The sequence below is a fragment of the Bifidobacterium aesculapii genome (genome assembly GCF_001417815.1).
Lineage (GTDB): Bacteria > Actinomycetota > Actinomycetes > Actinomycetales > Bifidobacteriaceae > Bifidobacterium > Bifidobacterium aesculapii.
In genome coordinates this window covers 32,463-57,875 of the sequence record NZ_BCFK01000031.1, presented here as the reverse complement: position 1 = coordinate 57,875, position 25,413 = coordinate 32,463, and the positions used below count along the sequence as shown (strand labels likewise).

The following is a 25,413-nucleotide window of genomic DNA, read 5'->3' as shown; positions in this document are numbered from 1 at the left end:
GTTACAGGGCGTCCCTCCAACGCCTCCATGCCCGCACATGCCTGTCGCGGGTCTCCTGCCTGCGCCGGACGACTGTGGCGTGGGCCTGCTCGTATCGTTCGGCGGCGACGTGCAAGGGCTCGGTGAATATCGGCCGTGCAGTCTCATCCACGTCGTCAGTGGGTGCCGTCATCCGTTCCAGTCTGTCGGATATCCGTTCGCCCGTATGCGATACGACGTGCAACGCCGCAAGCGCACGACGGGCGGCGTAGGTGCCTCCGGCGGCGAGCACGGCGATCATGAACAGGACCAGAAGCAGCCAAATCCACCAAGGCATGCCCATCACTCCCCTAACTGTCCGCAGAGTAACTGTCCGCAGAGCCGAGACCTATCATTCCGTACCGTCGTCGCCGGCGATGACGCTGAGTTCCCGCTTCGCGCGGGCGGCGATCATCGTGCGCAACGTCTCCGGCGCGACCGCGACGATATGGCGCGCGTGCGCGATGCAGAACGCCACGAACCACGAATCGGACGACACGATGAGATTGACCTTCTCCCCCTTGCCGTACGGTTCGACGTTCGCGCCGGGTAGATTCTTCACGAACGCCGAACCCGGCGCGTCGGTGATGAACGTGGCGGCGGTGCCGTTGTCGAAGCTCCACTTGCGCAACTCGCTCAACGGCATGTCGGGAATGTCGAGCGCCGTGACCGGTTCGACGATCCGCGCCTGCTCGATGCGCGCGATACGCAGCACCTGCCATGTGCGAGGCTTGCCATTCGCCTTGTTGATCGCCGGATTGCGCAACACCAGGTTCTTCTTGTCCTCCGGAGCCGCGGCGGCCACATCCGTCCAGACGGCGACGTAGTAGACACCCTCATCGACATAGGTCTTGGCCGGCGCCACCAGACGGCGACGCGTGTTGCCGGCGCCGTCGGTGTATGTCATGTCCAGCAGCATACCGGACGTGACGGCACGTTTGACGGTGCCGAAATTATGCGGCTCCAACTCGAATCCCGTCAGGCTCAGCCACGGAGTCTGACCGGGCTTGACGTGCTGGTGCAGACGATGATACAGGCTTTCGGCCTTCTCGCGCTGGTCGTTGGGCAGCAGCGGCGAATGCGCAAGATAGCTCACGGAAGCGGTCAGCATGCTCAGATACTGCGGCGAAATGCCGGCCAGACGTTCCAGCCCGAGCGAATTGGTGGCGGAGACGATGCCCTCCGCGTCCAGCAGCGACCAGTCGATGTCGAAGAACTGGCTGCCGGCCATTTCCCCGTCATCCGAAACCGTGGTGAGGGTGTTGATGTCCTTATGGATGACGTTGACGGCCTTCTTGAGTTCTTCGGGAGTCCTCGCCTTGCCGATGAAACGCACCGCAAGCTCCTCGAGAGAGAACTCCTCGCCGAGATGGGCGGAAAGGAACAGCATGAGACGCAGTCGCCGGTCCACCTCGCTGCCGGTCTGGAACGACGACTTCTTGCCGTGGGACTTGCCCGATTCGCTTTCGTCTGGTTCGGTGATGTCCTTGGCGTCAGCCGTATCCGACGAAAGCGAGGACAGGTCCCGGTCGGCTTCGTCGACGGACAGGAGGTTCTCCGCGGCCTTGAGCCTTCGATGGAAGGCCTCAGCCGCCTCCTGAGGGCTGACGATGCTCGCACCGGGATGCTCCAGCACGTACATAGCCAAATCGTCCGAATCGGTGTAGGCGACGTTGATGTGCTCGCCGTCCACATCGATGGTGGCCGCGAAACGACGCGAATCGATGACCTTCACCAAGGCGTCGGGAATCGACTGCGTGCCCAGTCCCGGGGCAATGGAGTCAAGCCCCAGCCCCGGAATCGGCGTCTGCGGCACGCGCGGGGCGGTCCGCGAGGCATGCGTGCCGGAGGAGACCTGCTGCTCATGCTCACTCGACATGGACATCGAACGGGCGAGATAGTTGGCCGCCGCCAGCACGGACATGTCCTCGGGCTCGAACCTCAGACGCACACGGGGCTCATCGCCGAGTTGCAGACGGTACGAGGCGAAATCCTGCCCCTCCGATTTCGAGGAGTACTCCGGCTGCCGGGATTCGATGGCGATGCCCATTGCGGCGAGCTTCGCACGATCGCGCTGGAACTGCTTGGCGAACGCGGCCTTCGCCGCCTGATCCGCCAACTCCCCGTATGAATCGGCATATGCCTTCACACGCTGCGCGATCTGCCGGGAGGTGAGCCATTGCGGAAAGGCGGATGACAACACGGCCAACACGTCAAGCTCATGCTTGCCCCACTTGTCCGAAAACCGCCGCCTTCCGGTGCTACCCTCTGCCATTAGTCCTCACGTATCGTTAAGGTTAGTTTTCAACTGCGCTTGTGTAGCGCAACCTCCATCTATATTACGGTGTTTTTCTCGCTGTCGTCGCCTTTTCGCAAAAATCGGCAGCGTTTTTTGCGTTTCAGATCCAATCGTCCGGTTCCACGCCCTGCGGTCCGACGTATTCCCCGTTGGGAACGTAGCGGGGCTCGCCCGTGTCCGAGAGCTTCGCATCGGAGAACAGGATCACATCACGGCCGAAGGTCCAATCCCCCTCGATGGTCACCGAGTTCGCCGCGGCGAGGGACGGCACGTTGTAGGGGAACCGTTCGTCGAAGTCATGGATATTCTTGTAGTAGCGCGGATCCAACGTGACGTTCGGGAAGATGTAGTTGCCGTCCTCCATCTCATAGGAGTCAGTCAGATGGAACCTGTCGGAACGCATGATGAACAGGTCGTCGGTCGTCTTCACCGGGAGGAACCGCATGCGGTCCACCTGGATGCAGATCGCGCCCTCGAACAGGCCGATCGCCGCGCCCATGGCGGTCTCCAGCTGCATCACGGGAGTGGTGGAGGAATCCGTGGGATCCACGGTCTTGTGGTTGAGGATCACCGGCAGAGGGAGCACGCCATCATGTTCGGCGAGCATCGCCTTCAGCGCGTCGACGCGGACCCAGATCGAGTTCGTGTTGAAGTACGGGTGCTTGTCGATGTTCTGGGCGTCATGCTTGTCTTCGGCGGCGACCTGGCTCATCTCACGCAGCATGAGACGGCCGGTCTTGCGGTCGCGAACGATATGGCCGCCCTTGCGGTCGGCCTCCGTGCGGCGAGCGACCTCGACCATGAACGGGGCGCCGGAGTCCTCGAAGTATTGCGCCAGCGTACGTGACGGACGTGCGCCGAGATTGTCGGAATTGGAGATGAACAGATACTTGAAGCCGTGTTCCTCAAGCATGTCGAGCAGACCGGATTCCCAGATGGTGGAATACAGGTCGCCATGGCCCGGCGGGCACCATTCGAGATCGGGGTTCGAGGGGAACGAGACCGGCTCGCCGGTCGCCACATCGATCTTCGGCTCCATGTGCTGCACGATCTCCATCGGAATATCCGTCTGATGGAACTTGCGGTTGTGGTGGAGCACCTTCATCGTGTCCTTGGAGGTGCGGAACGAATTCATCAGCGTAAGGGGCAGGTCGACGCCCAGACGCGTGCGCGCGGTGAGCACCTGCCCGATGATGATGTCGATGAACCGCATCTGCTTGGCCTTGTGGCGGCGCACAGGCAGCAGCGACTTCGCACAGTCAAGTCCCATCGAGGTTCCCAGACCGCCGTTGAGCTTGAGGAACGCGGTCTTGGAGAACGCTTCGATCGCCTTCTCATGATCGATGGTCTCATAGATGTCATGGAAGCTCGGGACTCCGGTCAGCGGTTCGACATCCTCTTCGCGGATGCACGTGGACCCCTCGTCGTTGCGCCATACATCATAAAGGTGCCTGAACTGGCTGATGGCCATTTCACTCATGCCATGGGCACGCATTTTCTCTGCGGATTTATCGAATACGTCTGACAATTGACTCTCCTTCATGACTTGTTCGATAATCGACTAGTCTACCGGATGTTGGATTGCCGGTCGTTCTGCGTCGATAACTGAAGGTATCGGAATGGTGAATATGGTGGATTTTGGTCGGGAGCATCCCACATGTTCCAAGCGGATAGCAGGTGGCGACTCCGTCTCGGAGCCGCCTATGGACATGCTGGAGATGCTGGAGATGGATTCCGCAAACCTAAAGGAACGCCCACGCGTTGGACGCCGATACGGCGATGGCGACGATGACGATGACGAAAATGAAATACAGCACCATGAAGACGGCCCATACGATCACCGATACGAGCGCGCCCTTGCCGGCCTTCGCGGCATCGAGTGGACGCTGGTCCTTCCATACGAGCCACAGAATGAGACCGACGACGGGAATGAAGAATCCGAGCACGGCCCATCCGAATGATCCGCTGTCCGCAGGATTCGTGTACCCGGGCTGAGGATACCCATACGGCGCATACTGCTGCTGAGGGGCACCCGCCGCATACGGATACCCGTACGCGCCCTGCTGTTGAGATCCCATTCCTTGCGGGACCTGCTGGTATTGCGGATATTGGTATGGCTGCTGTGCCGGACCGCCCGTCGTCTGATATGCACCGTATTCCGGATTGGTCCCTGCGTACGCACCGGACTGCCCCTGAGGCACCTGCTGCGGAACCCCCTGTGGCTCCGGCTGATTCGGTGAGGTCATGATGGACTCCCTTCGTCAAAGTCCATGGTATCTCCATGTCTGTGCGCATGCAATGCTCCGACGGTGCCAAACCCCTAGGCGACGATGAAGCCTCTCTACCCAATACGGCTGCCTACTTCAGGTATTCGTCGCTGTCGAAGTAGCCGGCGATGTCGTTGTTGTCGGTAATGAGTGTCGGCGCGATGGCGAGCGTGTGGTGCGCGTCCTCCGTGCCGCAGTACACCGTGTCATGCTCCAGAAGCCTGTCGTCGAAGAACATGCGCACGCCGTTCAGGAACAGCGGGCCGACCATGCCGACGTCGTACCCCGTGCGTTCCTTGACCAGCTCCGGTGAAGCCAGATGGATCTGATGCAATCCCAAGGCACGGCCGAGCTGACGCCACCTCAGGTGCCCCGTGGCGGAAGCGACTACGGCGAACACGCCCTCATTGGCCTCGACGATGTAGGTGGCCGCGGCCTTGGCGATGTCGAACACCTTCGCGCCGGATTCCAAGTCGACGATCGCGGTCTCATGTTCTATGATTCGGGCCTGGTCGGGATGCTGATCCGCGAACTGCTTGATCTGTTCATAACTGGCCATATTCTCGCGCCCCCGGTCCCTCGGTCAATGAGAATCTCCTGCTTAGCATCGCTCTTCATAACAAGCACGGCATTTCGCGTAGTCGGCTGGCACTCTTTCCCAATCGAACGACGTACCGTCGTCTATGCGTTCATCAACAATCATCGGGCCGTCTCCTTCCTGAATCTCACCCCCATCCTTCCACGCATGGGAAGAATACGGCTGGCACTGACTGCCGTCTTCGGCATGATCACCGGATTCACTGGACGGCCGTGTGGCTGCCCCATTGCAGCACGATGATACCGGTAATCATAATTGCCATGCCCAGCCACATACGCCAGTTCAACGGGTCCTGGAAGGCGAAATGCGCGATGATCGCGGTGGCGATGATGCCGACGCACGACCACACACCATAGGCCAGCGCGGTCGGCATGCCGCGATCCAGAACCTTCGCGAGCAGGAAGAAGCAAACGCCGTAACCCAGCGCTACCGGAACCACCCAGACAAGCCTGCTGAACCCTTCCGAGGCGCGCAGCGACAGCGTAGCCGCCACCTCGCAGAAAATAGCTCCGAACAGCATCAGCCACGTCAATGCCATGCCCATCTCCTACTTGCAATCTCGCTGCAAACCAAGGACAACCTATCAGTCCGCGCTGGACAAAACGCCATTGTCCTAATACCGCAAAAACGGAAACGCCTTGCCGCGGCTCACCTCTGTAACCCACCGTGACGGTCTCGCCCTGATGCCATCCTCGCTACCGCCTGCACGGCACATACACACCAAAACCGGAAGAACCGGTTAATCGATAAGCTTCAGCCCAATGACGCAGGCCACCAATCCGCCGATGAGTAGGACGCGCATCAGAGAGACGGTCTCCTCACCGCTGGCCATACCGTATACCGCAGTGATCGTCGCCCCGATGCCGACCCATATCGCATACGAGGTTCCGATGGGAATGTGCTTCATCGCGTACGCGAGCCCGCCCATGCTGACGGCAAGACCGACAGCGAATACCATTGTGGGGATGATTCTGGAGAATCCCTCGGAACGATCAAGCGCGATCGCACACACGGATTCACATATGCCGGAAAGAATGAGAACGAACCAAGACATGGCCATTACGCTCCTCTAAACATGGCAAGTCTTGTCGAACCGGGTACTTGTCCATCGTCCGGGAGCCGGCGCAGGCTCTGCCAATCAGCATAGCACACACGTATTATGCCGAGGCGGCCTCTTCGACTACCCGACAGATCTTAATGGGGGCCAGAGCATATGGCCCTGCTGGGGTACAAGCGGTACCGCTGGATCAGCACCTACAAGTTCAACCACATTCCCTGTTGCAACTTCGGTGGTGGCTCATCCGGCGGTCCATGACTCGACCAGTGCGGCAACACCAGCGGCCTCGGATACGTCCGCAGTGCCACCTTGAATGGTCTAAAGACAGTACCGTATGCATCCGAGGACCATACTTCGACAGTCGCGTCAACGACCTGTTCGTCGCCGCCGACAAGGACTGGTGAACACGCAGCCATGAATGATCATAATCCGATTCGCCTACGCCGGCTCACGGCAGTGCTGGCGGCAGCTGTCTTGGCCGTTATTGCCATGACGGGCTGCACCGACGGCGGGGGTGAGTCCCCTTCCGGCTCCGCTACCACAAATCCCGGGTACGATCCCGCGGCGAAGCCGCCAGCACAATCCACGAACGATATACGGCAGCGTACCGACCTCCATAACGAGCGCGTATCCTCATGGAGCCGATATGAAGTGGTCTCGAACCACTCGATCCGTGTGTTCTTCACCATGGGCGATCCGCAGTGCCACGGCGTACGGGCTGCCATTGACGAAGACACCACTGCAGTGCGAATCACCCTTTATGAGGGGACTCTACCCGACGCGCCAACCGAATGCACTACTCTTGCGGCGAGTGCATCCCTTCTCGTCGCTACGCGAGATCCCGTCGGAACACGCTCAGTCATCTCTGGCGACTAACGACCACTCCCCTGATGAAAGGCGTGAATAACAAGGCGCGCCGCACGCCCACATGGGTGCATGCCGCTCCTGTGGTGCCGAGGTGAACCGCACCTACGTCGCCGACCGGCTCCTGGACCGGCTCGCCAAGTCGGAGAAGAAGGGCACGCCGAAGCAGACGAGCGGCGAATGCGCGAAGGCCGGCATCCGGCTGCCAGCCGCGAGCATCCGCACATGGATCCGCCAGAAACGCTCACCCCCGACCCACACGGGTATGTCACCCTACGCGATATCGTGCCGTTGCTGCGCGACCGGGCAAACTGACAACGACATAGACGGCCCCATCCTCCACCACGGGAGAGTGGGGCCACTTATATGTAGAAGTTGTAAGAGGCTCCGCGATGAGCGGGACTTATACTTGGGGCATTGATGGTTCATGGGATCGGCAGGTGAATGATGAAACCGATTTGGACTGTGAATGGGGCGCAAGCATGGCGTGATGCCGCTATGGGCAGGAACGACATCGATAAGCTCCATAGTGAGGAATGGAATGGGCCGGTGCGCCGCTACTTCGGCTTCTGGAACGGGGAGGATTGGGCCTCCAACTTCCATGCGGCGCCTTTCATTGTCGATTGGAAAGAAGTCGATGGTTCGGTGACCGAACTGAAGTTCGAGTGCAGCGAACAATGGTTCATGTTCCGCAAGGCATGGAGGTTCGACGACCGGAAAGCGATGGACGCCGTGATGAAACCGGGCCTAAAGCCCTACCAATACAAGGCGATCGGCCGCAGCGTCCAAGGCTTCGACGAAGAGACTTGGGACGAGGAATCATCCGGCTACATGTTCGAGGCGCTGGTGTTCAAGTTCTCCCAGAACCCCGAACTTGCGCAACGGCTGAAGGATACGGGCGATCAGGTTCTGGTCGAGTGCTCGCCGTTCGACGCCATCTGGGGCGTCAAGCTCGGCAAGCAGACCAAGGACGGGCGGATCGATGACCGGTGGAAGAACTCCGACAACTGGAATGGCCGGAACAAGCTCGGCTTCCTGCTCATGGACGTACGCGACATCCTGAACGCCGACACCACGCCGTTCGACTTCCAGTACGCGCCCTTCGTCAGGCTGATTCCACAATTGGATAGGCCAGCGAAGGAACTGTACGAGTGGGTCTACCCCAAGCCCCGTGAGGAAGGCGTGATCCCCATGGGCTGGTGCGCCTACGGGCCCGCGGTGGATCAATGGTGGGATCTCGTCTATGCGACCGCCGGATGCACAGACTGCTATACGGTACTGGAGGATTCCGGCATCGAGCCGTGGAAGACACTGCGATCGGGCGACTATTCCAAGCTCAATGCCAAACAGGTACAGGCATTGATGACATGGCTGACCCGACGGGAGCGGTTCGGCGAGGGGACGGTATGCGAGTCACTGGATAAGGGATGGCTCCTCAACCTTCTCAAACGGCTCCGCGACATCGGCCGGGAACTGGAACGGAATCGAAGAGCCCACGAGATCACCTATGAGCGGGCATACGCGATGGCGAACGCCTTCTACAGGAATAGCGCCGAAATCGTCAACGTTCACCGGTTGAGAAACGGTTGGATCTTCGGATTCTATCAGCCGAAGGACGATCGCGGATGGACGATTCCCCAAGGAGGCCCCATGCCGGTCGCCGTGTTCGAGGACGGGCGAGTTCAACGGCTTCAAATGCCTTCTGACGAAGCCTTCAGGCTATTGGATAGTGTCGTCGAACGGTCAATTCCATTGCCGACCCATGCTTCCTGAATCATTCCTCTGCATCATGCACTGTTTCCATATTGCGTCCGGCCATATTGCCGGGGCCGGCGGGCATCAGCGGTGAGCTATAGTGCCGTTCGGCCTTGCCGGTCTTCTTGTTTACGTACCAGTCGCAGTCGTCGAGCATGGCGAAGTCGGGATCCACGGGCACGTGGTAGTAGTCGGCGTCCTCTCCGCCTTCGCGGCTGGTGGGGATGCCGTTGTTGGCAAGTTCGACGATCTGCCGCGCCTGATGGTAGCTGGTGACTTTATCGGTCATGCTTGTCCTCCTTGACTTGGTGGCGTGGATTCGGCCCATTTGTCGTACTCGTCCTGATGACGCCGCCACGAGGTGTCGTCGCGGTGGGTTCGTTGGAGTTTCCACTCGCTCCAGCTTCGCACGGTGTCAGGATCGCCGACCCATGGTTTCGCGTAGGCGGGCGCGTCAGTGAAGCTCGGCCGGCCGCCTTCGAGAAGGCTGTCGGTGGGTTCCATGTCGTCCACGCGCAGGAACCGCAGCTGCCCTTCCTTGATGTCGTCGGGATAGCAGTCGGGTATCTTGCCGTTCTTGTACCCGTATTTCGTGTAGTCGCCGGGCTGATAGTCGTACATGCGTACGGATTTCCAGCCGCTGGGCATCTGGACGATCTCGGCGTTCCAGATGTGTGCACTGCCGTTCTTCCATGGGCCGGCGACGAAGAAGCGGCTGCCGGGCGGGTACTCGCGCATGGCCCGGATCGTCGCGTTGTTCGACTCTTTCTGAGTGAATTTGCGGTGTCGAATTGTTTGTGTTTGGGGTTTTGTTTTTGTTTTTTAGAGGTATGGTTCCATGCGTTCGGGATCCACGTCACGGTCGGCACTGAACTCCACATACAACGTGTCGTCACTGTCCCCATGCAACGCGTCACGACGACGCCCCGAGAACACCTCACTCGGATCCGACGGCTTGGGCGGAGTACCCATGTAGATGATCAAGGGGTTCCGTGCGGCGTTCGTGGCGGGGATCATGTCGTCCAACGCGCGTTCCCAGAATCTGCGCTTTGTCGAACACCTCGACGTCCACGTTGTCGAAACCACGCCCGAAACCGTTCTCACGAGCACCGAACAGGATACGAGACCCGTTCGTGAACGCGATCTCCTGCTGTCCGTTCGCCCGTCTCGGCTCGCCATCCACGTACCGGGCTATCGCCGGCTTCCTGACCAGCGAGCACATGAACTTGAACGTCTCGTCACTCGTACGGCTCCGATGCGCCGTCCACAGCACCTTCAACGGGTACTCACTCAGGATGCACAGCATCACGATCATCGTGCCGATCGTGAACGTCTTACCCACCTGACGACAGATCGAGATGACCACGTCGCCGATGCCCGCCGCATACAGGCCGTCAGCCTTCTTGCCCAGCATGCACCGGCCGAGACCGTCCTGCCAGTCGTCATACTCGATGCCGCACATGCGCGCCTGCGCCTTGACCTTCGGCCAGCCCGTCGAAACGATGCCACGCGGCAGCACCACGTGCCGGGCTACGTCAGACAGCCTCCTCGTCGAACCCATCATCCTCGACCTCCACCGCAACCGACGGGCCCGAAACACCGTCCTTGCCCTCCAACCGCTCGATCTCCCGACTCACCTCAAGCAACCGACGCGACAACGCCGCCAAGTCACGCGGCGGCGTATCCAGATCGAACACCGCCTGCTCAAGCCGCTTCAACGTACGACGCAACAAAGTCAGGTACTCGTCCATGAGCGGCCTCCGAACGGCAGAAAAAAGCGGGGATACCCCTCGATTTATGTTCCAGTCTTGAAAGCTGGTCACGTGGAGTCCCCGCTGTTACTTCTCACACCAAGCTCCTATAGGGGCGAGTAGAGAAGCAGACGGTTCAAGCATAATGCGATAGGTCTGTTTGGAAAAAATCGGGGAGAGAGCGGCGCTATGACACAGGGGTGCGCCCGGCGCCGGCCGGTGGGATCACCTCCCCACGGTGCCGAGCGGCGTCGTCACCATGTAGAGGTGCGGAACGGCACCGAAGTCGCCTTGACGCAGGCTTCCCCTCGGGCGGCTTGTCTGGCCCATTCGATGCTCTTGTTGCTTCTCAGCTCGTTGCACGCGCGATGCGACAGCTTGCAGTTCGCGAACTCGTACGGACTTCCGCCCTTCGACACCGGCAACAGCTTGTCCACTTCCGCACTCCACGGATCACGTGCGGGCAGCGTCGTGTCAACGGGCTTGCCGCAGATATGGCACGTGTCATAAGCGGCCAGTACCCGTCTGCGCACAGCCCGTCTGCGAGCGCCGTTGGCGTACCGTGGGTTGCCTCGACGCTTGGCCATGGGCCCTCCTGATAAAGGTGTGGCATATGAATGAACCCCCACGGTGAAAGGAGGAAAGGCCGTGGGGGTGGTTGGCCTTTGTGGGGCCGTAAGTCTGGGGTTGCCTCTCGTGCTTCGAGAATTTGGCAACACTATCATTTTTGCTGCGTTGAGCGGTTTTTTCAACCGGCTTGACGTGGAACTAGATATTTCCGGCTCTTGTCGTATCGGGATGTAACGGCTGGTGCGAGGTATCCGTTTCGGCTAAGGCCCCTTGGCTTGTCTTGGCTCTTTTCGCTTCTGTAACTCCGTAACGGGTGTAACGGGTGTTTCTATGGGGTGCGGTGTCGGTGTTGGGTATATGGGTGGCGTTATACGCGTTACGCCGTTACACCTGTGTTGGAAACGTTGTTGTTTCAACGTTTTGGGTGTAACGGCGTATTTGTCGGGTGGTGTTGTTGCGCTATGCGGCTTGTTCGAGTGTGACCGGCGATTTCTCCTCCGGCTTGTGGTTTTCGGGCTTGTCTTTTTCGGTGGTTCTGATGTGTGGCTGCCATGCTTGGCTGACGGCGTGTGCCACGTTGTCGAGCCTGTCGGGCCACAGGGCGGCGTAGGTGTCGAGGGTCATGGTAGCGGTGGCGTGGCCGAGCTGTTTCTGCAGGGTCTTGACGTCGGCGCCGTTGGCGATGGCGATGCTCGCGTACGTGTGGCGCAGCGAGTGGATGGTCACGCCCTCGTCATCCATGCCGACGTGTTCGAGCGCCTTGCGCCATACGCGCGTCCGCCAGTTGCCGTCGTCGATGGCCCCGCCGCGCGGGGCACGGAACACGAAATCGTCCTTCACGCAGCCTCGAATCTGCCGCTCGAGTGGTTCGATGAGGAAGTCCGGGATGGCGACGGTACGGGCCTCGCCGTTCTTAGGCGTGCCGAGCTCCAGCTTGCCTTCGAGGTTGCGCGTCCACGTGCGCCGGACCCTTGCGATGCCCTTCCTGAGGTTGAGATCCTGCACCTGCAAAGCCAGCGCCTCGTTGATGCGCGTGCCCACGGACGCCTGGAAGCGCACGAGCAGCCCGTCCACGTCACCTCCTATGTCTTCAGCCGATCTGGCGAGTCGTTCCACCTCGCCGATGGTGAGAACAACCATGTCGTCATCGCTGGTGACGATTCTTGGCAGACTGACTTTGCGTGCGGGATTGTCGCAGATAAGTTTGTCCTCAATCGCATGGTCGAGGGTGCATGCCATGACGACCTTGACGATGCTGCGGATGGAGCGCGGGGACAAGGGGCGAGGCTGGCGCTTGCCGGGCAGCTTCGCCGGATAGTCGCCGGTAGCAAGCGAGTTGACCCAACGCTGCAGATCATCCCGTGTAATCTCACGCAGCATCCTGCTCCCCCACATGGGCAGGACATAGCAGCGCAGCTCACGCTTGTAACGCAGCAGCGTGCTCCCCTTTACGTTGGCTTTGCTCTCCAGCCAAGATCGCGCGATCTTGGCGAACAGCGCGTCCCCGCCGCTCGGATCCATGTAACGTCCACGCCTGATATCGTCTTCAAGGGCCGCCTTGAACGCCTCCGCATCGCTTCTTCTCCCGAACGACCTGCTCCTCTGCCTCCTGATTCCGTCATTGTCGGTGACGAGCCATCGGCAACGCCATCGCCTTCCGATGCCGTAGACGGTCGTACGCCATTTTTCAGGAACTTTCGCCTTCATGGGATCCTTGGCAGAGGACAGGGCCCTGGTCGCAGCCGAACTGGGCGGCATACCGTCAGGAGATCTCTTGAGCCATCGATCGTCAATGAATACTCTCGCCATACCGGTTCATCCTTTCGCCTTTCATGTGCTTTCCACATGAATTCTGCAACGACCGTGCAGCGAGATGAATCGTCAAGGGGCGCGAACAGGAAAAGAAGTCATCGTGTCTGATTGTGTCTGGAGTGTTTTCGCGCAACAGTAATGAAGCCCGGAATCGTTAAGATTCCGGGCTTTCTGGTCGGACCAGCGGGATTTGAACCCGCGACCCCTTGACCCCCAGTCAAGTGCGCTACCAAACTGCGCTATGGTCCGATGTTGCTTTTTGCAACAGTCGATTAATTTACCAGATGATCAGAGGAATGCAAATCGGCGTGTCAGATTGGTTTGGATCGACTTCATGCGGGCCTCGGACCCCACGTACACATCCACATTCGCATACATATGCATACACATGGGGGCGGGCATCACCAGACACCCGCCCCCATGAGCTATGCACCACAATGGCCGATACCGACCGGACAGCCATCCCCAGACGGCCTTCCCTGGTCACCGACCATCCGATCTCCCGGCCGTCCGCTACTTGCGCTTCTTCTTCTCGCGGATATTCACCGAGATCTGAATCGGCGAACCTTCGAAACCGAACTCCTCGCGCAGCGAGCGTTCGATGAAACGACGGTAGCCGTGTTCAAGGAATCCGGTGGCGAAGATCACGAACCGCGGCGGGCGCGTCGAAGCCTGCGTGGCGAACAGGATGCGCGGCTGCTTGCCGCCTCGCAACGGATGCGGGTGCGCGGACTGCAGCTGCCCAAGGAACGCGTTCAGCTTGCCGGTGGGCACGCGCTTGTCCCACGATTCCAACGCCTCGCGCATGGCCTTGGCGAGACGGTTGGTGTGCCATCCGGTCTTCGCCGACAGGTTCACGCGCTGCGCCCAGGTGACACGGTCGAACTCGGTGATCCACAAGCGTTCGAGACGCTGCTTGTCGAACTCGTCCATCGCATCCCACTTGTTGAACACGAGCACGATGGCGCGGCCGGCGTCCACGGCGGAGCTCATCACCTTGAGGTCCTGGTCGGAGATCGGCAGGGACGCGTCGAACAGGACGAGCGCGAGCTCGGAGCGTTCGATGGCCGCCTGCGTGCGCAGCGACGAATAGTATTCGGCGCCCTTGAGCTTATGCTGGCGGCGTTTGATGCCGGCCGTGTCGATGAACAGCCAGTCCTCGCCGTCGATGTCGATGATCTCATCGACGGGATCGCGCGTGGTGCCGGCCAGATCGTTGACCACCGTGCGGTCCTCGTGCGCCAGCTGGTTGAGCAGAGACGACTTGCCCACGTTCGGACGGCCCACCAGCGCCACGCGGCGCAGCCCGGAGGGCGTGAGATAGCCGGAGGTCTTCTCGGCCTTCCTGAGGGAGTCGAGCGCCGCGTCGAGCAGTTCGCCCACTCCCCTGCCGTGCATCGCGGAGACCGCGTACGGTTCGCCGAGTCCGAGCTTCCAGAATTCGGCGGCCAGATACTCGCTTTCGCGGTCGTCGACCTTGTTTACGGCGAGTGTGACGGGCTTGCCGGAGGCGCGCAGCATCTTCACGATGCGCTCGTCGGTGTCCGTCAGACCGACCTGCCCGTCGACGACGAGCACGACGGCGTCCGCGAGATTCACGGCGACCTCGGCCTGCGAGGCGATGGCGGAGTCGATTCCCTCGACATCGACTTCCCAACCGCCGGTGTCGACGAGTTTGAAGTCGGTGCCGGCCCACTCCGCGTCATAGCTCACACGGTCGCGCGTAACGCCCGGAGTGTCCTCCACGACGGCGACGCGACGGCGCAGGATGCGGTTGACGAGCGACGACTTGCCCACGTTCGGACGGCCCACGATCGCGAGCACGCCGACCTGCTTCGGTCCGGGCTGGACGGAGACCGCGCCGTCGGTACGGTCCTCGATCAGGGCCTCATCGGCTTCGTCAAGGTCGTATCCTTCCAGATTCGCGGCGTAGCGCGCGTACTCCTGCTCCTCGATGGCGGCGTCCACCAGGGCAATCAGCGTGTCGAGCGTGTGCGCGAAATCCATGTCGGAATTGTCGACGGTGACGACGCCGTCCGCGGCGGTCGTGAAGTTCGTGACCTTCGAATCCATCCGATCGCGGGCCGCGACGTCCTCCGCGCCCACGCCGGAGACCGCCTGACCCGTGCGACGCGCCTGACGGACCTCCTCGCGCGCGGTCAGCAGCACGCGCACCTCGGCGTCGGGCGCCACCACGGTGGTGATGTCGCGTCCCTCCGCGACGATGCCGAGACCTCCGGAGAACGACTCCTTGTCCGCCTCGCGCGCGATGTACGCGCGCTGGGCGGCGATGAGCACGTTGCGCACCGGAATGATGTTCGACACCTTGGAGACGTGCGAGGAGACCTCCGACGAGCGGATCTGCTCGGAGATGTCCTCGCCGTCCGCCGTCACGGCCGGAGCATCAGGGTCGACGGCGATATCGAAATGGTCGCCGGTGAAGAACTCGCCCACGGCTTCGGTGACCACGCGCTCGTCGACCTGCTCGGCGTCCAGATCGATGCCCTGCTTCAGGCACCACCACGCGCAGGCGCGGTACATGGCGCCCGTGTCGAGATAGGCGAAACCGTAGTATTTTGCCAGCGCCTTCGACGTCGACGACTTGCCGACTCCGGCGGGACCGTCGATGGCGACGCGGATCACAGGCCCACCGCCTTGGACAGGGAACGGACCTCCGCCTGGCTGAGGACACGATAGGAGCCGGACTTCAGCTCTCCGAGCTTGATCGGGCCGATCTGCGTGCGCACGAGGCGCTTGACCGGGAAGCCAATCGAGCCGAAGATGCGGCGGACGATGCGGTTCTTGCCGGAGTGCAGCACCACCTTGACGATGGTGGCGTCGCGGTTGGCGTCGATGATGGCGCAGTGGTCGAGCTTGATCCAGCCGTCGTCGAGCTGCACGCCCGTCTTGACCAGACGGCGGCAGACGGTGCCGGAGATGCGGCCCTCGATCGTCGCGATGTAGGTTTTCTCCACCTCGTACTTGGGGTGCATGACATGCTGGCTGAGTTCGCCGTCGTTGGTCATGAGGATGAGGCCCTCGGAATCGTAATCGAGGCGCCCCATGTGGAAGATGCGCTCGTACTTGTCGCCGACGATGTCGGCCAGCGTGTAGCGGCCCTTCGGATCGTCCATGGCGGACAGCACCCTGCGCGGCTTGTTGAGCGCCAGGGTGATGTGGTTCGGGTTGATGCGCACCCTCGATCCGTCGACACGGACCTGCTGATGCGCCAGATCGACGCGCGTGCCGAGCTCGGTGACGAGCTCGCCGTCCACTTCGACGCGTCCCTCGGTGATCATCTCCTCGCACTTGCGGCGGGAACCGAATCCGGCCTGGGCAAGGATCTTCTGCAGTCGGATTCCTTCTTGATTGTTGTTTTCATGCGCTTTCATGGCGCGGGAATATGCGTTTGGCATCGTTCTCCCAACGTGGCCTAGGGGTATTTCCAAAGAGAATATGGTACCGTACCCCCCGGATACGGCCCGGAATGCTGCTGATAGACTGTCAGTGGCCCGCCGGGCCGCGCCCCTAGGACCAAACTTCGACAAAGCGATTGAAGGACAACGACAATGACATTTGAAGAGAACACCGACGGGAAGCAGCCGTGGCCGCTCCGAGTGGGGGCCGAACTGGCCGGCACCTTCCTGGTCTGTTTCGCCATCTACGTGTTCAGCACGTTCGGATCGGTCATCTTCCAGCTGAATCTCGCATATCTCGCCCTCGCCACCGGTCTCGCCTACGCGGCTGCGGCGCTGGCGCTCGGATCCGTGTCCGGAGGGCATTTCAATCCCGCGGTGACGGTCGCCGCGATGGTCACGGGACGCACGAAGCCGGTGGACGGCGTGCTCTACATCGTCTTCCAGGTGGTGGGCGCGGCATTGGCCGGCATGCTCATCAAGTTCCTGCTGCCGACGTCGGATAACGTCACGTTGCAGCAGTGGTTCACGACCGCGGTCAACGGTTTCGACAAGGGCTCGGTATCCTACAGCACGCTCAACCAGTATGGGCTGAACTTCTCCGTCACCCAGGCCATCGCCGTGGAACTGGTGGCCGGCATCATCATCGTGGGCGTCGCCATGGCCACGTACGGCACGAAGCGCTATGCCCTCGCCACGGGCGTCGCCTATACGGTCGGCGCGGCGCTCACCTTCCCGGTGACCGGAGCGGCGCTGAACCCGGCCCGCGCCACCGGCATCGCGCTGTTCGCCCAGAACCAGAAACTGCAGGTCGAGCCTCTGAGCCAGCTGTGGGTGTTCTGGATCTGCCCCGTGCTCGCCGCGGCATTGGTCGCGTTGGCGATGGTGGTGCAGCAGATGATCTCCGCCCCCAAGCCGAAGGGCGACGATCCGTCCCAGCTGGGTGCATACGACGAAGCCGCCGCCCCCGCGCAGTATGCGCTGGAGACGACGGCTGATGCCGATGCCGCCGCGGACGGTGAATCCGTCACGCAGACGAAGGCCGGTGAGGCGCCGTCACAGGACGATGCCGTACACGCTGAAGTAGGTGGCGAGCAGTCCGACGCCAAGGCAGATGCCGATGAAGGAGTCGAACGCGACTGACCGCACCTTCCAAGGGCTCCGGTCCTTAAGGATCAAACGGATGAGCCCGGTCACGATGGCCGTCACGGAAATCACCACCGTGGCGGCCATCGTGTATCCGAACGCGGCGATGCCGCCGGACATGACCACCAGACCGGCGACGATCCACTCGAACCAGGGCTTGCCCTCATGCGCTTCGGAGACGAAGGGATGGTTCTTCACGGTGGTCCGCCTTATGCCGATCAGTGGAAGAAGTGACGGGTGCCGGTCAGGTACATCGTCACGCCCGCCTTCTGGGCGGCTTCGATGACCTCGCCGTCGCGGATGGATCCGCCGGGCTGCACGATGGCCTTGACGCCGGCGTTCATCAGCGTTTCGGCACCGTCCGCGAACGGGAAGAACGCGTCGGACGCGGCCACGGATCCGGTGGCGCGGTCGGCGCCGTCGGCAAGCGTGTTCGCGCGTTCGACGGCCAGATGGCAGGAGTCGACGCGGTTGACCTGTCCCATGCCGATGCCGACGGTCGCCTGATCGTGAGCGAGCAGGATCGCGTTGGATTTGACGCAGCGGATGGCGCGCCATGCGAACACCAGATCCTTGAGCGTGTCCGCGTCGGCCGGCTCGCCGGAGACGAGCTTCCACGCGTTCGGGTCGTCGCCGGTGGCGTTAATGAGATCCATGTCCTGCACCAGCAGGCCGCCGTCGATCTGACGGAACTGCGTGTGGCCCTTCGGCGGTTCCGCCACCTTGAGGATGCGCAGGTTCTTCTTCTTGGTCCTGAGCAGTTCGAGGGCCGCGTCCTCATAAGCGGGGGCGACGATGACCTCGGTGAAGATGGGGCGCACGCTCTCCGCCATCTCCAACGTGATGGTGGTGTTGCAGGCGATGACGCCGCCGTACGCGCTCACCGGGTCGCAGGCGTGGGCCTTGCGGTGCGCTTCCGCGGCGGTCGCGCCGATCGCCAGACCGCACGGGTTGTTGTGCTTGACGACGGCCACGGCGATGGACGGGGCGAGATCCCACACGGCGCGCCACGCGGCGTCCGCGTCCACGTAGTTGTTGTAGCTCATCGGCTTGCCGCCGAGCTGCTCGGCGTGCGCGAACCCGGTCTGGTCGAGCGGGTCGAGGTAGAGGGCGGCCTGCTGGTGCGAGTTCTCGCCGTAGCGCAGCGTGTGCGAACGGTTCCACGTGCGGGTGAACGCGGCGGGGAACTTCGCGGCGTCGACCGGCTGATCCTCGTCGTCATGGTCGGTTTCGGCGATGGTGGCGGGCTTCGGCCAATGCTTGGCGGTCCACTCGTTGATCGTCGCGTCGTAGGCGGCGGTGTGCGCGAACGCCTTGCCGGCGAGCCAACGGCGTTCCTCGAGGCTGAATCCCTCGCCGTTCTCCACGCGGGCGGCGACGAGCGCGTAGTCGGCCGGGTCGGTGACGATGGCGACGGTGGCGCTGTTCTTCGCGGCGCCGCGCACCATGGACGGGCCGCCGATGTCGATCTTTTCGATGACGGCGGGCTCGTCGGCGCCGGAGCGCACGGTGTCGGCGAACGGGTACAGGTTCACGACGACCAGGTCGAACGGCTTGATGCCGAACTTCTCGAGCTGGGCGGCGTGGTCGGGGTTCGTCATGTCGGCGAGGATGCCCGCGTGGATATGCGGGTCAAGGGTCTTGACACGGCCGTCGAGGCACTCGGGGAATCCCGTGACCTCGCTCACCTCGGTGACGGGCACGCCGAGTTCGGCGAGACGCTTCGCGGTAGAGCCGGTGGACACCACTTCGGTGCCCGCCTTGACGAACGCCTGCGCCAGCACCTCGATGCCTTCCTTGTGGAAGACGGAGACCAACGCCCGTTTGATCGGACGGTTAGTTGTTGTCATCGGTTTCCTCCTTGGTTGATTGATCACGATCATGACGTGCCCGCATGTCGCCGGCGGTCGTATCCGCGTCCACGGACGACCTCACGGTGCGTGCGGCACGACGTTTGCCGGATGCCGGTTCATCGGACGATTCCGTGCGGACGGAACGGTCGGAGCGTATGGAACGTGGCATGCGCCGTTCCGACGCGGGAGCGCGGCCGGTTCTTTCGTTCTGCGGCGCGTGCTCCGCATCATGCGCTCCGGATTCGTCATCAGCCGTACCGTCGCCGTCTCCAGCCGGTTGCTCATCCGGGCGTCCATCCGGATCGGATACGGCGTCGGCGTTCCTGGACACGGAACGCCGTGCGATAATCCAGTGTATCCCGTAGATGCCCGACACCACCACCATGACGGCAAGCCACGCCGTTCCGAGACCATAGGCAAGCAAACGCGCCATGGCGAGGCCGGAGGCGGTCACGTCGACGCCCACATGCGCGAGACGCCGTGTGCCGAGCGCGCCGTCGGACAAAAGGAAGCACAGCATCCATGCACCGGTGGCACAAGCGAGAGCGAGCAGGAACGCGGCCAGATGACGCGCCATGACGGCCACAAGCCGTCGTGTGCCCTCGGTGTCGCCGGGACGGACCGGGCGCACACGTCCGTCGCCGGGGATCAGCATCGCGAACATGCCGATGACGAACGCCGCCGCAGGGGCCATGCACTGCAGGGCGATTCTGATATGTTCGTCGGAAATCGCCTCCGGCATCAGACCGAACACGGGCAACGGCGGCAACCCGGCGGACTGGCCTCCCCACATCGTGAACGTGGCGAGTTCGCCGATATGGAAGCCTTCGCCGATGATCCACGATGCCGCCCAGACGATGAGATTGGGCAGCCACGCAGCCGACGCAAGGGAGGTGAGGACGCGCGATCCGTTCTCCATGCCGTCATAGGAGAACAATGTCGTCATCGTCGGCCAGCCGCGGATGATCCAGAACACGCACACCACCGTGGATATCACCAGCACCGCGGCGAAGAGCAGTCCCGCGATGGCGGCGACGGCGAACAGCAGGCCCAGCACCTTGTGCGGCACACGCGCCGCAATCCACTCGCGCAGGCGCGCCAAAGCCTCCGACGAAGCATGCGGTGCCGACAGCAGGCAACCGACGGTCCATACCAGCGACGTCTTCACGGCGATGATCACGGGCGAATCATGCAGTTCCACCGAAGGGCCGCCTGCGATGATCAGATTGACCGTGGTCCACACCACCAGTCCGCTCAGCCAACCGAGAACGCCGATGCTCCCCCTCGCGGCGCACTGGGCCACCAATGCCACGAGCAGTATCGTCAACAGCAACGGCATGATGGTCAGGACGATGGAGCCGGCGGTGAACCCGACCCCCTGACTGAGCAGGATGACCATCTCGGTCAGCGGCATGGTCGAGGACGGCAGATTCTCCCCACCCTCCTCCATGGAGATGACGAGCAGCATCAGAGCGATGAAACAGCCCAGAGATATGGCATAGAGCGCCATCGCACCCAAGGATGCGACGACGCCCTTGAACAGCGCCCTGACGCGTGGCGATGTCACGAATCGGCTCACTTATCGAGACCTGCGAGCACCTCACGCATGATGGCGGCGGCCTGCCCGGGCGTACGTCCGACCCGGATGCCGACGGCCTCAAGCGCTTCCTTCTTGTCTTTCGCGGTGCCTTTGCCTCCGGATACGATGGCGCCCGCGTGGCCCATCTGCTTGCCTTCCGGGGCGGTGAATCCTGCGATGTACGCGACGACCGGCTTGGTCATGTGCTCGGCGGCCCACTGCGCGGCGTCCTGTTCGGCACTGCCGCCGATCTCGCCGATCATCATGACGGCCTTCGTGTGCTCGTCCGCTTCGAACGCCTGCAGCGCCTCAAGCAACGTGGTGCCGACGATCGGGTCTCCGCCGGCACCGAGGCACGCGGTAAAGCCGATGTCGCTCAGTTCGCCCATGAGCTGGTAGGTGAGCGTGCCGGACTTGGAGACCAATCCCAGTGGCCCTCGTCCGACGATGCCGTCCGGGATGATGCCGAGGTTCACCCCGTGGCTGTCGGGGGTGGAGGCCAGAGTCATCAGGCCGGGACAGTTCGGGCCGACGATGCGCACGCCGTGGCGCAGCGCGAGTTCCACGAAATACGCGGAATCGGCGACGGGAATGCCTTCCGTGATGACCACAATGAGCGAGATGCCCGCCTCGATGGCCTCGATGACGGCGTCCTTGGCGAAACGCGGAGGCACGAACACCACGGAGGCCTTGGCTCCGGTGGCCGCCTTCGCCTCGGCGCAGGATGCGTAGACATGGATGGTCGTGTCCTCGCCGTCGCGTGCGGCGGGGAACGTCACGTCCAATCCGGCCTTGCGGGCGTTGACGCCGCCGACGATGTTGGTTCCGGCCTTGAGCATGCGCGCGGTATGCGTCATGCCCTGATGACCGGTCATGCCCTGGACGATGACCGGGGCGTCGTCTTCGATGAACAGCACCATCAGTTGTTGGCCTCCTTCGATGCGATGGCATCGGCCGCGATACGGGCGGCCTGATGGGCCGCCTCCTCCATGGTCTGTGCGACGTGCACGCTCGGGTTGTTCGATTCGGCGAGGATGGCGAGTCCCTCGGCCGCCGCGTTGCCGTCGAACCTCACGACGATCGGCTTCGTGCCGCCCAGCTTCCCGATGGCCTCGAGAATGCCCTTGGCGACCTGCTCGCAGGAGGTGATGCCGCCGTACACGTTGATGAACACGGATTCCACCTGCGGGTCGGAGACCACGATCTCCAGACTCGTCGCCATGACTTCCGCAGAGGCGCCGCCGCCGATGTCGAGGAAGTTGGCGGGCTTGATGCCGGTGCCCTGCTCCTCGCCGGCGCCGGAGACCGCGTCGAGCGAGCTCATGACGAGGCCCGCGCCGTTGCCGATCACGCCGACCTGGCCGTTGAGGTGCACGTAATGGAGACCATGCTCCTTGGCGCGGCGCTCGAACTCGTCGTTGGCCATCGGATCGGCGAAACGCTTCCAGCCGTCATGACGGAATGCGGCGTTGTCGTCCAGGGAGATCTTCGCGTCGAGCGCGCACAGGCTCTTGGAGGATTCGTCGTCCGGGTCGCCGATCTTGGCGAGCGGGTTGATCTCGACGAGCGTGGCGTCGTTCTCCTTGAAGCACTTCCACATCTTGAGCAGAATCTGTGCCGCCTGATCGACGTCGGCATGGTAGAAGCCGATGCTCTCGGCCATCTTCGTGGCCGCCTCGAGGTCGAAGTCGTCCAGGGCCTCGATATGCAGGCGCTTGACGGCTTCCGGATGCTCCCTGGCGACCTCCTCGACCTCGGTGCCGCCGTTCGCGGTGGCGAGCACGTCGTAATCACGAGAGGTGCGGTCCACGGAGATGGACACGTAGTACTCGTGCAGGATGTTCTTGCCTTCCGCGACGAGGACGCCGTTGACCTTGTGCTTGTGGATGGTCATCGGAAGGATGCCTTCGGCCTCGAGAATCGCCTCGTCGCGCGTCTTCGCCAGTTTGACGCCGCCGGCCTGGCCGCGGTGGCCGATCTTGACCTGCGCCTTGACGACGCAGGGGTAGCCGAGCTGCTCCGCGGCTTCGGCGACTTCATGGGAATTCTGCGCATAGATGGCCTTCGGCGTGGGAATGCCCTGCTCTTCAAGCAGCTGACGCGCCTGATATTCGTATAAATCCATTGTTGTCCCGTGTAGTGATGACTGATTAACCGCCATCGCCGGCATCGTGTCGAGGATGCCGGCGAGGAACGTTTGTATGTTTGACCCGTCGGGGAATCAGGCCGGCATCGACACGAGCGTCGACGTCGGCACCTCCCCCAGCTTGTCGAGTCCGTCAAGCCCGTCGAGTCCCATGACGAAGCTGAAACCGACCACCGTGCCGCCAGCCTTGGCGATGAGGTCGGCGCCCGCCTTGGCGGTGCCTCCCGTGGCGATGAGATCGTCCACGATGAGCACGCGTTGGCCGTCCTTGACCGCATCGGTCTCGATTTCGACGCTTGCGGTGCCGTATTCAAGATCGTACGATTCCCCGATGGTCTCGGGAGGGAGCTTGCCCGCCTTGCGGATGGCGATGAACCCCTTGCCGAGATGATGGGCGAGGGTGGGACCGAACAGGAATCCGCGGGATTCCAGACCCGCGATCGCGTCGAATCCCTCCGCCGGCAGCGGCAACGCCGCTTCGATGGCGCGCATCAGGATATCCAGTCCGCGCGGGTCGGCGAGCACCGGCATGAAATCGCGGAAGATGATCCCCTGCTTCGGGAAGCCGGGAACGGAACGGATCAACGATACGAGATACTGCGCATCGGCGGATCCGACCTTGGCCAGGTCCCTGATGACGATGTCGCTGTCAACCATGGTCTACTTCGCTTCCTTCACGGCGTCGGCTTCATCGTTGTTCTGCTCGACGGCCTTGTCGATGTCCACCTGACCGGCGTTCTCGGCCTCGGCGGCCTCCTGCTGCGGGGTCTCGTCGTCGGGCAGCGGGTTGCCGTTCTCGTCGACCTCGTCATCGGAGACGAACGCGGGACGCGTGTACTCCTTGGCGATGCCGGCGAAGCTGAAACGCATCAGCGAGCCTTCCGAATCGATGACGATCTCCTCATACTGCTGGTCGACCGACACCACCTTGCCGATGACCTGCCCGATCGTGATGACCTCCGTGCCGGGCTGGAGGTTGGCACGGAAATCCTTGACCTCCTGCTGGCGCTCCTTGTTCTTCTTGGACTGGAACCACATCATGCCGCCCATGACGACGACGAGCACGACGATGAAAAGCATATTGGCATCCATTGAGGGGAAATCCTTCCGATCGGGAAACGAGTGGTCCAACCACAGAAGTCTAGAAAAGCTTATTGACAACATCCTCTTTCGGCCGTATCCCGAGATGGGCCCAGGCCTTCTCGGTGGCGACGCGTCCCTTCGGCGTGCGCACGAGGAATCCCTCGCGCACCAGATAGGGCTCGCACACGGTCTCCACGGTCTCGGACTCCTCGCCCACCATGGCGGCGAGCGTGTTCAGACCGACCGGCCCGCCGTTGAAGTTGCGCACGATGGCGTTGAGCACGGCGATGTCCAGACGGTCCAGGCCCTCGGCGTCGATCTGGTAGAGGGCCAACGCCTCCTTGACGTCCTCGGCGCCGACCGTGGGCAGATCATGGACGATGGCCCAGTCGCGCACGCGACGCAGCAGACGGTTGGCGATACGCGGCGTGCCGCGCGAACGCAACGCCAACTGGTGCGCCGCCTCCTCGTCGAGCACGAGGCCGAGCACCGTCGACGAGCGCGCCACGAGTTTCTCGAGTTCCTCGACCGGGTAGAAGTCCAGATGCGCGGTGAATCCGAAGCGCGCACGCAACGGCGACGGCAGCATGCCCTCGCGCGTGGTCGCCCCGATCATCGTGAACCGCGGCAATGTGAGTGGAATCGACGAGGCGCCGGGACCCTTGCCGACCATCACGTCGACGCGGAAGTCCTCCATGGCGATGTAGAGCAGCTCCTCGGCGGCGCGCGGCAGGCGGTGGACCTCATCCACGAACAGCACCTCCCCCGCGTCGAGCGAGCTCAGGATCGACGCGAGGTCGCCGGCGTGCTGGATGGCAGGGCCGGAGGTGATGCGGATCGGCACGCCGAGCTCGTTCGCGACGATCATCGCCAACGTCGTCTTGCCGAGGCCCGGAGGCCCCGCAAGCAGGATGTGGTCCGGCGGGACCTCGCGCTTGCGGGCGGCGTCGAGGAACAGCTGCAGCTGCGCCTTGAGTCTGGGTTGGCCGATGAAACCGTCCAGGACGTGCGGGCGGAGCTCCTCGTCGCTGACCGGCTCATTGCCGACCGGCTGCGCGGAGACCATGCGCAGCGACTCCTCGTTCGCCCCGATGTTCTCCGTGCCCTCCTGCACGGAACCGCTGATATATGGTTCGTTCATCCGTTCGCCTCCGTTCCGTCATCGAATCGTCCGGTCGTATGGAACACGCCCGCCAGGG

At 62.4% G+C, this 25,413-nt stretch carries 24 protein-coding genes, 1 tRNA gene, 2 pseudogenes and 1 riboswitch; of the genes and pseudogenes, 2 read left to right on the top strand and 25 right to left on the bottom strand.

Annotated elements, in window-relative coordinates:
• Nucleotide 1: 1 nt before the first annotated feature.
• From BFAL_RS04700 to BFAL_RS04670, 8 genes and pseudogenes are all read right to left on the bottom strand, one after another.
• A complete protein-coding gene (locus BFAL_RS04700) occupies nucleotides 2-316 on the bottom strand; it encodes a hypothetical protein (protein ID WP_055427352.1) in 315 nt (104 codons plus the stop codon).
• Nucleotides 317-370: 54 nt separating this feature from the next.
• Nucleotides 371-1,495: pseudogene (locus BFAL_RS11860) on the bottom strand (helix-turn-helix transcriptional regulator); the annotation flags it as partial.
• An 80-nt stretch (nucleotides 1,496-1,575) separates the two neighbouring features.
• Nucleotides 1,576-2,293 (bottom strand): annotated as a pseudogene (locus BFAL_RS11855) (helix-turn-helix transcriptional regulator); the annotation flags it as partial.
• Between the two features lie 124 nt (nucleotides 2,294-2,417).
• On the bottom strand, nucleotides 2,418-3,860 hold the full coding sequence (locus tag BFAL_RS04690; RefSeq protein WP_055427270.1) for a UTP--glucose-1-phosphate uridylyltransferase: 1,443 nt from the start codon (nucleotides 3,858-3,860) through the stop codon (nucleotides 2,418-2,420).
• A gap of 199 nt (nucleotides 3,861-4,059) precedes the next feature.
• Nucleotides 4,060-4,395: a hypothetical protein gene (locus tag BFAL_RS11425; protein ID WP_201780444.1), complete on the bottom strand. Its 336-nt coding sequence runs from the start codon at nucleotides 4,393-4,395 to the stop codon at nucleotides 4,060-4,062.
• Nucleotides 4,396-4,675: 280 nt separating this feature from the next.
• On the bottom strand, nucleotides 4,676-5,143 hold the full coding sequence (locus BFAL_RS04680) for an aminoacyl-tRNA deacylase (RefSeq protein ID WP_055427268.1): 468 nt from the start codon (nucleotides 5,141-5,143) through the stop codon (nucleotides 4,676-4,678).
• A 238-nt stretch (nucleotides 5,144-5,381) separates the two neighbouring features.
• Nucleotides 5,382-5,720: a DMT family transporter gene (locus BFAL_RS04675; RefSeq protein ID WP_055427267.1), complete on the bottom strand. Its 339-nt coding sequence runs from the start codon at nucleotides 5,718-5,720 to the stop codon at nucleotides 5,382-5,384.
• A gap of 201 nt (nucleotides 5,721-5,921) precedes the next feature.
• On the bottom strand, nucleotides 5,922-6,242 hold the full coding sequence (locus tag BFAL_RS04670) for a DMT family transporter (RefSeq protein WP_055427266.1): 321 nt from the start codon (nucleotides 6,240-6,242) through the stop codon (nucleotides 5,922-5,924).
• A gap of 14 nt (nucleotides 6,243-6,256) precedes the next feature.
• Nucleotides 6,257-6,317, bottom strand: a riboswitch (guanidine-III (ykkC-III) riboswitch).
• Nucleotides 6,318-7,601: 1,284 nt separating this feature from the next.
• On the opposite strand from BFAL_RS04670, the gene ybiA reads away from it, so the two are divergent.
• Nucleotides 7,602-8,876, top strand: a complete 1,275-nt coding sequence (gene ybiA, locus BFAL_RS04660; protein WP_160319033.1) for a riboflavin biosynthesis intermediates N-glycosidase — start codon at nucleotides 7,602-7,604, stop codon at nucleotides 8,874-8,876.
• A gap of 1 nt (nucleotide 8,877) precedes the next feature.
• Here the strand turns inward: ybiA and BFAL_RS04655 are convergent, their stop codons facing one another.
• The 9 genes from BFAL_RS04655 to BFAL_RS04615 form a co-directional block, all read right to left on the bottom strand.
• Nucleotides 8,878-9,147, bottom strand: a complete 270-nt coding sequence (locus BFAL_RS04655; protein ID WP_055427264.1) for a hypothetical protein — start codon at nucleotides 9,145-9,147, stop codon at nucleotides 8,878-8,880.
• The gene (locus tag BFAL_RS04650) at nucleotides 9,144-9,596 is read right to left on the bottom strand and encodes a hypothetical protein (protein ID WP_055427263.1); all 453 of its coding nucleotides are present in this window, start codon (nucleotides 9,594-9,596) and stop codon (nucleotides 9,144-9,146) included. Before BFAL_RS04650 ends, BFAL_RS04655 begins: the two co-directional genes overlap by 4 nt.
• Before the next feature lie 199 nt (nucleotides 9,597-9,795).
• The gene (locus BFAL_RS04645) at nucleotides 9,796-10,422 is read right to left on the bottom strand and encodes a hypothetical protein (protein ID WP_152973539.1); all 627 of its coding nucleotides are present in this window, start codon (nucleotides 10,420-10,422) and stop codon (nucleotides 9,796-9,798) included.
• A complete protein-coding gene (locus BFAL_RS04640; protein WP_055427261.1) occupies nucleotides 10,394-10,609 on the bottom strand; it encodes a hypothetical protein in 216 nt (71 codons plus the stop codon). The genes BFAL_RS04645 and BFAL_RS04640 overlap by 29 nt, the downstream gene beginning before the upstream one ends.
• Nucleotides 10,610-10,863: 254 nt before the next feature.
• Nucleotides 10,864-11,196 (bottom strand): HNH endonuclease, encoded by a 333-nt coding sequence (locus tag BFAL_RS04635; RefSeq protein ID WP_055427260.1) that lies wholly within the window; start codon nucleotides 11,194-11,196, stop codon nucleotides 10,864-10,866.
• A 442-nt stretch (nucleotides 11,197-11,638) separates the two neighbouring features.
• Complete coding sequence (locus BFAL_RS10635; RefSeq protein WP_160319032.1) at nucleotides 11,639-12,700, bottom strand: tyrosine-type recombinase/integrase; 1,062 nt, start codon at nucleotides 12,698-12,700, stop codon at nucleotides 11,639-11,641.
• Between the two features lie 463 nt (nucleotides 12,701-13,163).
• Nucleotides 13,164-13,240 (bottom strand) — tRNA-Pro (locus tag BFAL_RS04625).
• Nucleotides 13,241-13,504: 264 nt separating this feature from the next.
• Nucleotides 13,505-15,634, bottom strand: coding sequence for a bifunctional cytidylate kinase/GTPase Der (der, locus tag BFAL_RS04620; protein WP_055427259.1), 2,130 nt, complete (start codon nucleotides 15,632-15,634; stop codon nucleotides 13,505-13,507).
• The gene (locus tag BFAL_RS04615; RefSeq protein ID WP_055427258.1) at nucleotides 15,631-16,407 is read right to left on the bottom strand and encodes a pseudouridine synthase; all 777 of its coding nucleotides are present in this window, start codon (nucleotides 16,405-16,407) and stop codon (nucleotides 15,631-15,633) included. Before BFAL_RS04615 ends, der begins: the two co-directional genes overlap by 4 nt.
• Before the next feature lie 153 nt (nucleotides 16,408-16,560).
• Here BFAL_RS04615 and BFAL_RS04610 point away from each other — a divergent pair, with 153 nt between their 5' ends.
• Complete coding sequence (locus BFAL_RS04610; protein ID WP_055427257.1) at nucleotides 16,561-17,550, top strand: MIP/aquaporin family protein; 990 nt, start codon at nucleotides 16,561-16,563, stop codon at nucleotides 17,548-17,550.
• On the opposite strand, the gene BFAL_RS04605 is transcribed toward BFAL_RS04610, so the two are convergent.
• The 8 genes from BFAL_RS04605 to ruvB form a co-directional block, all read right to left on the bottom strand.
• Nucleotides 17,464-17,751: a hypothetical protein gene (locus BFAL_RS04605; RefSeq protein WP_055427256.1), complete on the bottom strand. Its 288-nt coding sequence runs from the start codon at nucleotides 17,749-17,751 to the stop codon at nucleotides 17,464-17,466. The two genes, BFAL_RS04610 and BFAL_RS04605, sit on opposite strands and share 87 nt — an antisense overlap.
• 20 nt (nucleotides 17,752-17,771) lie before the next feature.
• Complete coding sequence (gene purH / locus BFAL_RS04600; protein ID WP_055427255.1) at nucleotides 17,772-19,403, bottom strand: bifunctional phosphoribosylaminoimidazolecarboxamide formyltransferase/IMP cyclohydrolase; 1,632 nt, start codon at nucleotides 19,401-19,403, stop codon at nucleotides 17,772-17,774.
• On the bottom strand, nucleotides 19,390-20,973 hold the full coding sequence (locus tag BFAL_RS04595; protein WP_152973538.1) for a cell division protein PerM: 1,584 nt from the start codon (nucleotides 20,971-20,973) through the stop codon (nucleotides 19,390-19,392). The genes purH and BFAL_RS04595 overlap by 14 nt, the downstream gene beginning before the upstream one ends.
• 8 nt (nucleotides 20,974-20,981) lie before the next feature.
• Nucleotides 20,982-21,905 carry a succinate--CoA ligase subunit alpha gene (sucD, locus tag BFAL_RS04590; protein ID WP_055427253.1) on the bottom strand — a complete coding sequence of 308 codons (924 nt, stop codon included), beginning with the start codon at nucleotides 21,903-21,905 and terminating at the stop codon, nucleotides 20,982-20,984.
• Nucleotides 21,905-23,110, bottom strand: coding sequence for an ADP-forming succinate--CoA ligase subunit beta (sucC, locus tag BFAL_RS04585; RefSeq protein ID WP_055427252.1), 1,206 nt, complete (start codon nucleotides 23,108-23,110; stop codon nucleotides 21,905-21,907). The genes sucD and sucC overlap by 1 nt, the downstream gene beginning before the upstream one ends.
• Before the next feature lie 96 nt (nucleotides 23,111-23,206).
• Nucleotides 23,207-23,788 carry an adenine phosphoribosyltransferase gene (locus tag BFAL_RS04580; protein ID WP_055427251.1) on the bottom strand — a complete coding sequence of 194 codons (582 nt, stop codon included), beginning with the start codon at nucleotides 23,786-23,788 and terminating at the stop codon, nucleotides 23,207-23,209.
• A 3-nt stretch (nucleotides 23,789-23,791) separates the two neighbouring features.
• The gene (locus BFAL_RS04575) at nucleotides 23,792-24,223 is read right to left on the bottom strand and encodes a preprotein translocase subunit YajC (RefSeq protein WP_055427250.1); all 432 of its coding nucleotides are present in this window, start codon (nucleotides 24,221-24,223) and stop codon (nucleotides 23,792-23,794) included.
• A 49-nt stretch (nucleotides 24,224-24,272) separates the two neighbouring features.
• Entirely contained in the window at nucleotides 24,273-25,355 is a 1,083-nt protein-coding gene (gene ruvB, locus BFAL_RS04570; protein WP_055427249.1) for a Holliday junction branch migration DNA helicase RuvB, read from the bottom strand.
• Between the last annotated feature and the right edge of the window lie 58 nt (nucleotides 25,356-25,413).

What these genes read in the sequence shown, in the direction of transcription:
- BFAL_RS04700 (WP_055427352.1), bottom strand. Translation starts at nt 316, where the DNA reads ATGCCTTGGTGGATTTGGCTGCTTCTGGTCCTGTTCATGATCGCCGTG.
- BFAL_RS04690 (WP_055427270.1), bottom strand. Translation starts at nt 3,860, where the DNA reads ATGAAGGAGAGTCAATTGTCAGACGTATTCGATAAATCCGCAGAGAAA.
- BFAL_RS11425 (WP_201780444.1), bottom strand. Translation starts at nt 4,395, where the DNA reads ATGGGATCTCAACAGCAGGGCGCGTACGGGTATCCGTATGCGGCGGGT.
- BFAL_RS04680 (WP_055427268.1), bottom strand. Translation starts at nt 5,143, where the DNA reads ATGGCCAGTTATGAACAGATCAAGCAGTTCGCGGATCAGCATCCCGAC.
- BFAL_RS04675 (WP_055427267.1), bottom strand. Translation starts at nt 5,720, where the DNA reads ATGGCATTGACGTGGCTGATGCTGTTCGGAGCTATTTTCTGCGAGGTG.
- BFAL_RS04670 (WP_055427266.1), bottom strand. Translation starts at nt 6,242, where the DNA reads ATGGCCATGTCTTGGTTCGTTCTCATTCTTTCCGGCATATGTGAATCC.
- ybiA (WP_160319033.1), top strand. Translation starts at nt 7,602, where the DNA reads ATGGGCAGGAACGACATCGATAAGCTCCATAGTGAGGAATGGAATGGG.
- BFAL_RS04655 (WP_055427264.1), bottom strand. Translation starts at nt 9,147, where the DNA reads ATGACCGATAAAGTCACCAGCTACCATCAGGCGCGGCAGATCGTCGAA.
- BFAL_RS04650 (WP_055427263.1), bottom strand. Translation starts at nt 9,596, where the DNA reads ATGCGCGAGTACCCGCCCGGCAGCCGCTTCTTCGTCGCCGGCCCATGG.
- BFAL_RS04645 (WP_152973539.1), bottom strand. Translation starts at nt 10,422, where the DNA reads ATGATGGGTTCGACGAGGAGGCTGTCTGACGTAGCCCGGCACGTGGTG.
- BFAL_RS04640 (WP_055427261.1), bottom strand. Translation starts at nt 10,609, where the DNA reads ATGGACGAGTACCTGACTTTGTTGCGTCGTACGTTGAAGCGGCTTGAG.
- BFAL_RS04635 (WP_055427260.1), bottom strand. Translation starts at nt 11,196, where the DNA reads ATGGCCAAGCGTCGAGGCAACCCACGGTACGCCAACGGCGCTCGCAGA.
- BFAL_RS10635 (WP_160319032.1), bottom strand. Translation starts at nt 12,700, where the DNA reads ATGGATCCGAGCGGCGGGGACGCGCTGTTCGCCAAGATCGCGCGATCT.
- BFAL_RS04615 (WP_055427258.1), bottom strand. Translation starts at nt 16,407, where the DNA reads ATGCCAAACGCATATTCCCGCGCCATGAAAGCGCATGAAAACAACAAT.
- BFAL_RS04610 (WP_055427257.1), top strand. Translation starts at nt 16,561, where the DNA reads ATGACATTTGAAGAGAACACCGACGGGAAGCAGCCGTGGCCGCTCCGA.
- purH (WP_055427255.1), bottom strand. Translation starts at nt 19,403, where the DNA reads ATGACAACAACTAACCGTCCGATCAAACGGGCGTTGGTCTCCGTCTTC.
- sucD (WP_055427253.1), bottom strand. Translation starts at nt 21,905, where the DNA reads ATGGTGCTGTTCATCGAAGACGACGCCCCGGTCATCGTCCAGGGCATG.
- sucC (WP_055427252.1), bottom strand. Translation starts at nt 23,110, where the DNA reads ATGGATTTATACGAATATCAGGCGCGTCAGCTGCTTGAAGAGCAGGGC.
- BFAL_RS04580 (WP_055427251.1), bottom strand. Translation starts at nt 23,788, where the DNA reads ATGGTTGACAGCGACATCGTCATCAGGGACCTGGCCAAGGTCGGATCC.
- BFAL_RS04575 (WP_055427250.1), bottom strand. Translation starts at nt 24,223, where the DNA reads ATGGATGCCAATATGCTTTTCATCGTCGTGCTCGTCGTCGTCATGGGC.
- ruvB (WP_055427249.1), bottom strand. Translation starts at nt 25,355, where the DNA reads ATGAACGAACCATATATCAGCGGTTCCGTGCAGGAGGGCACGGAGAAC.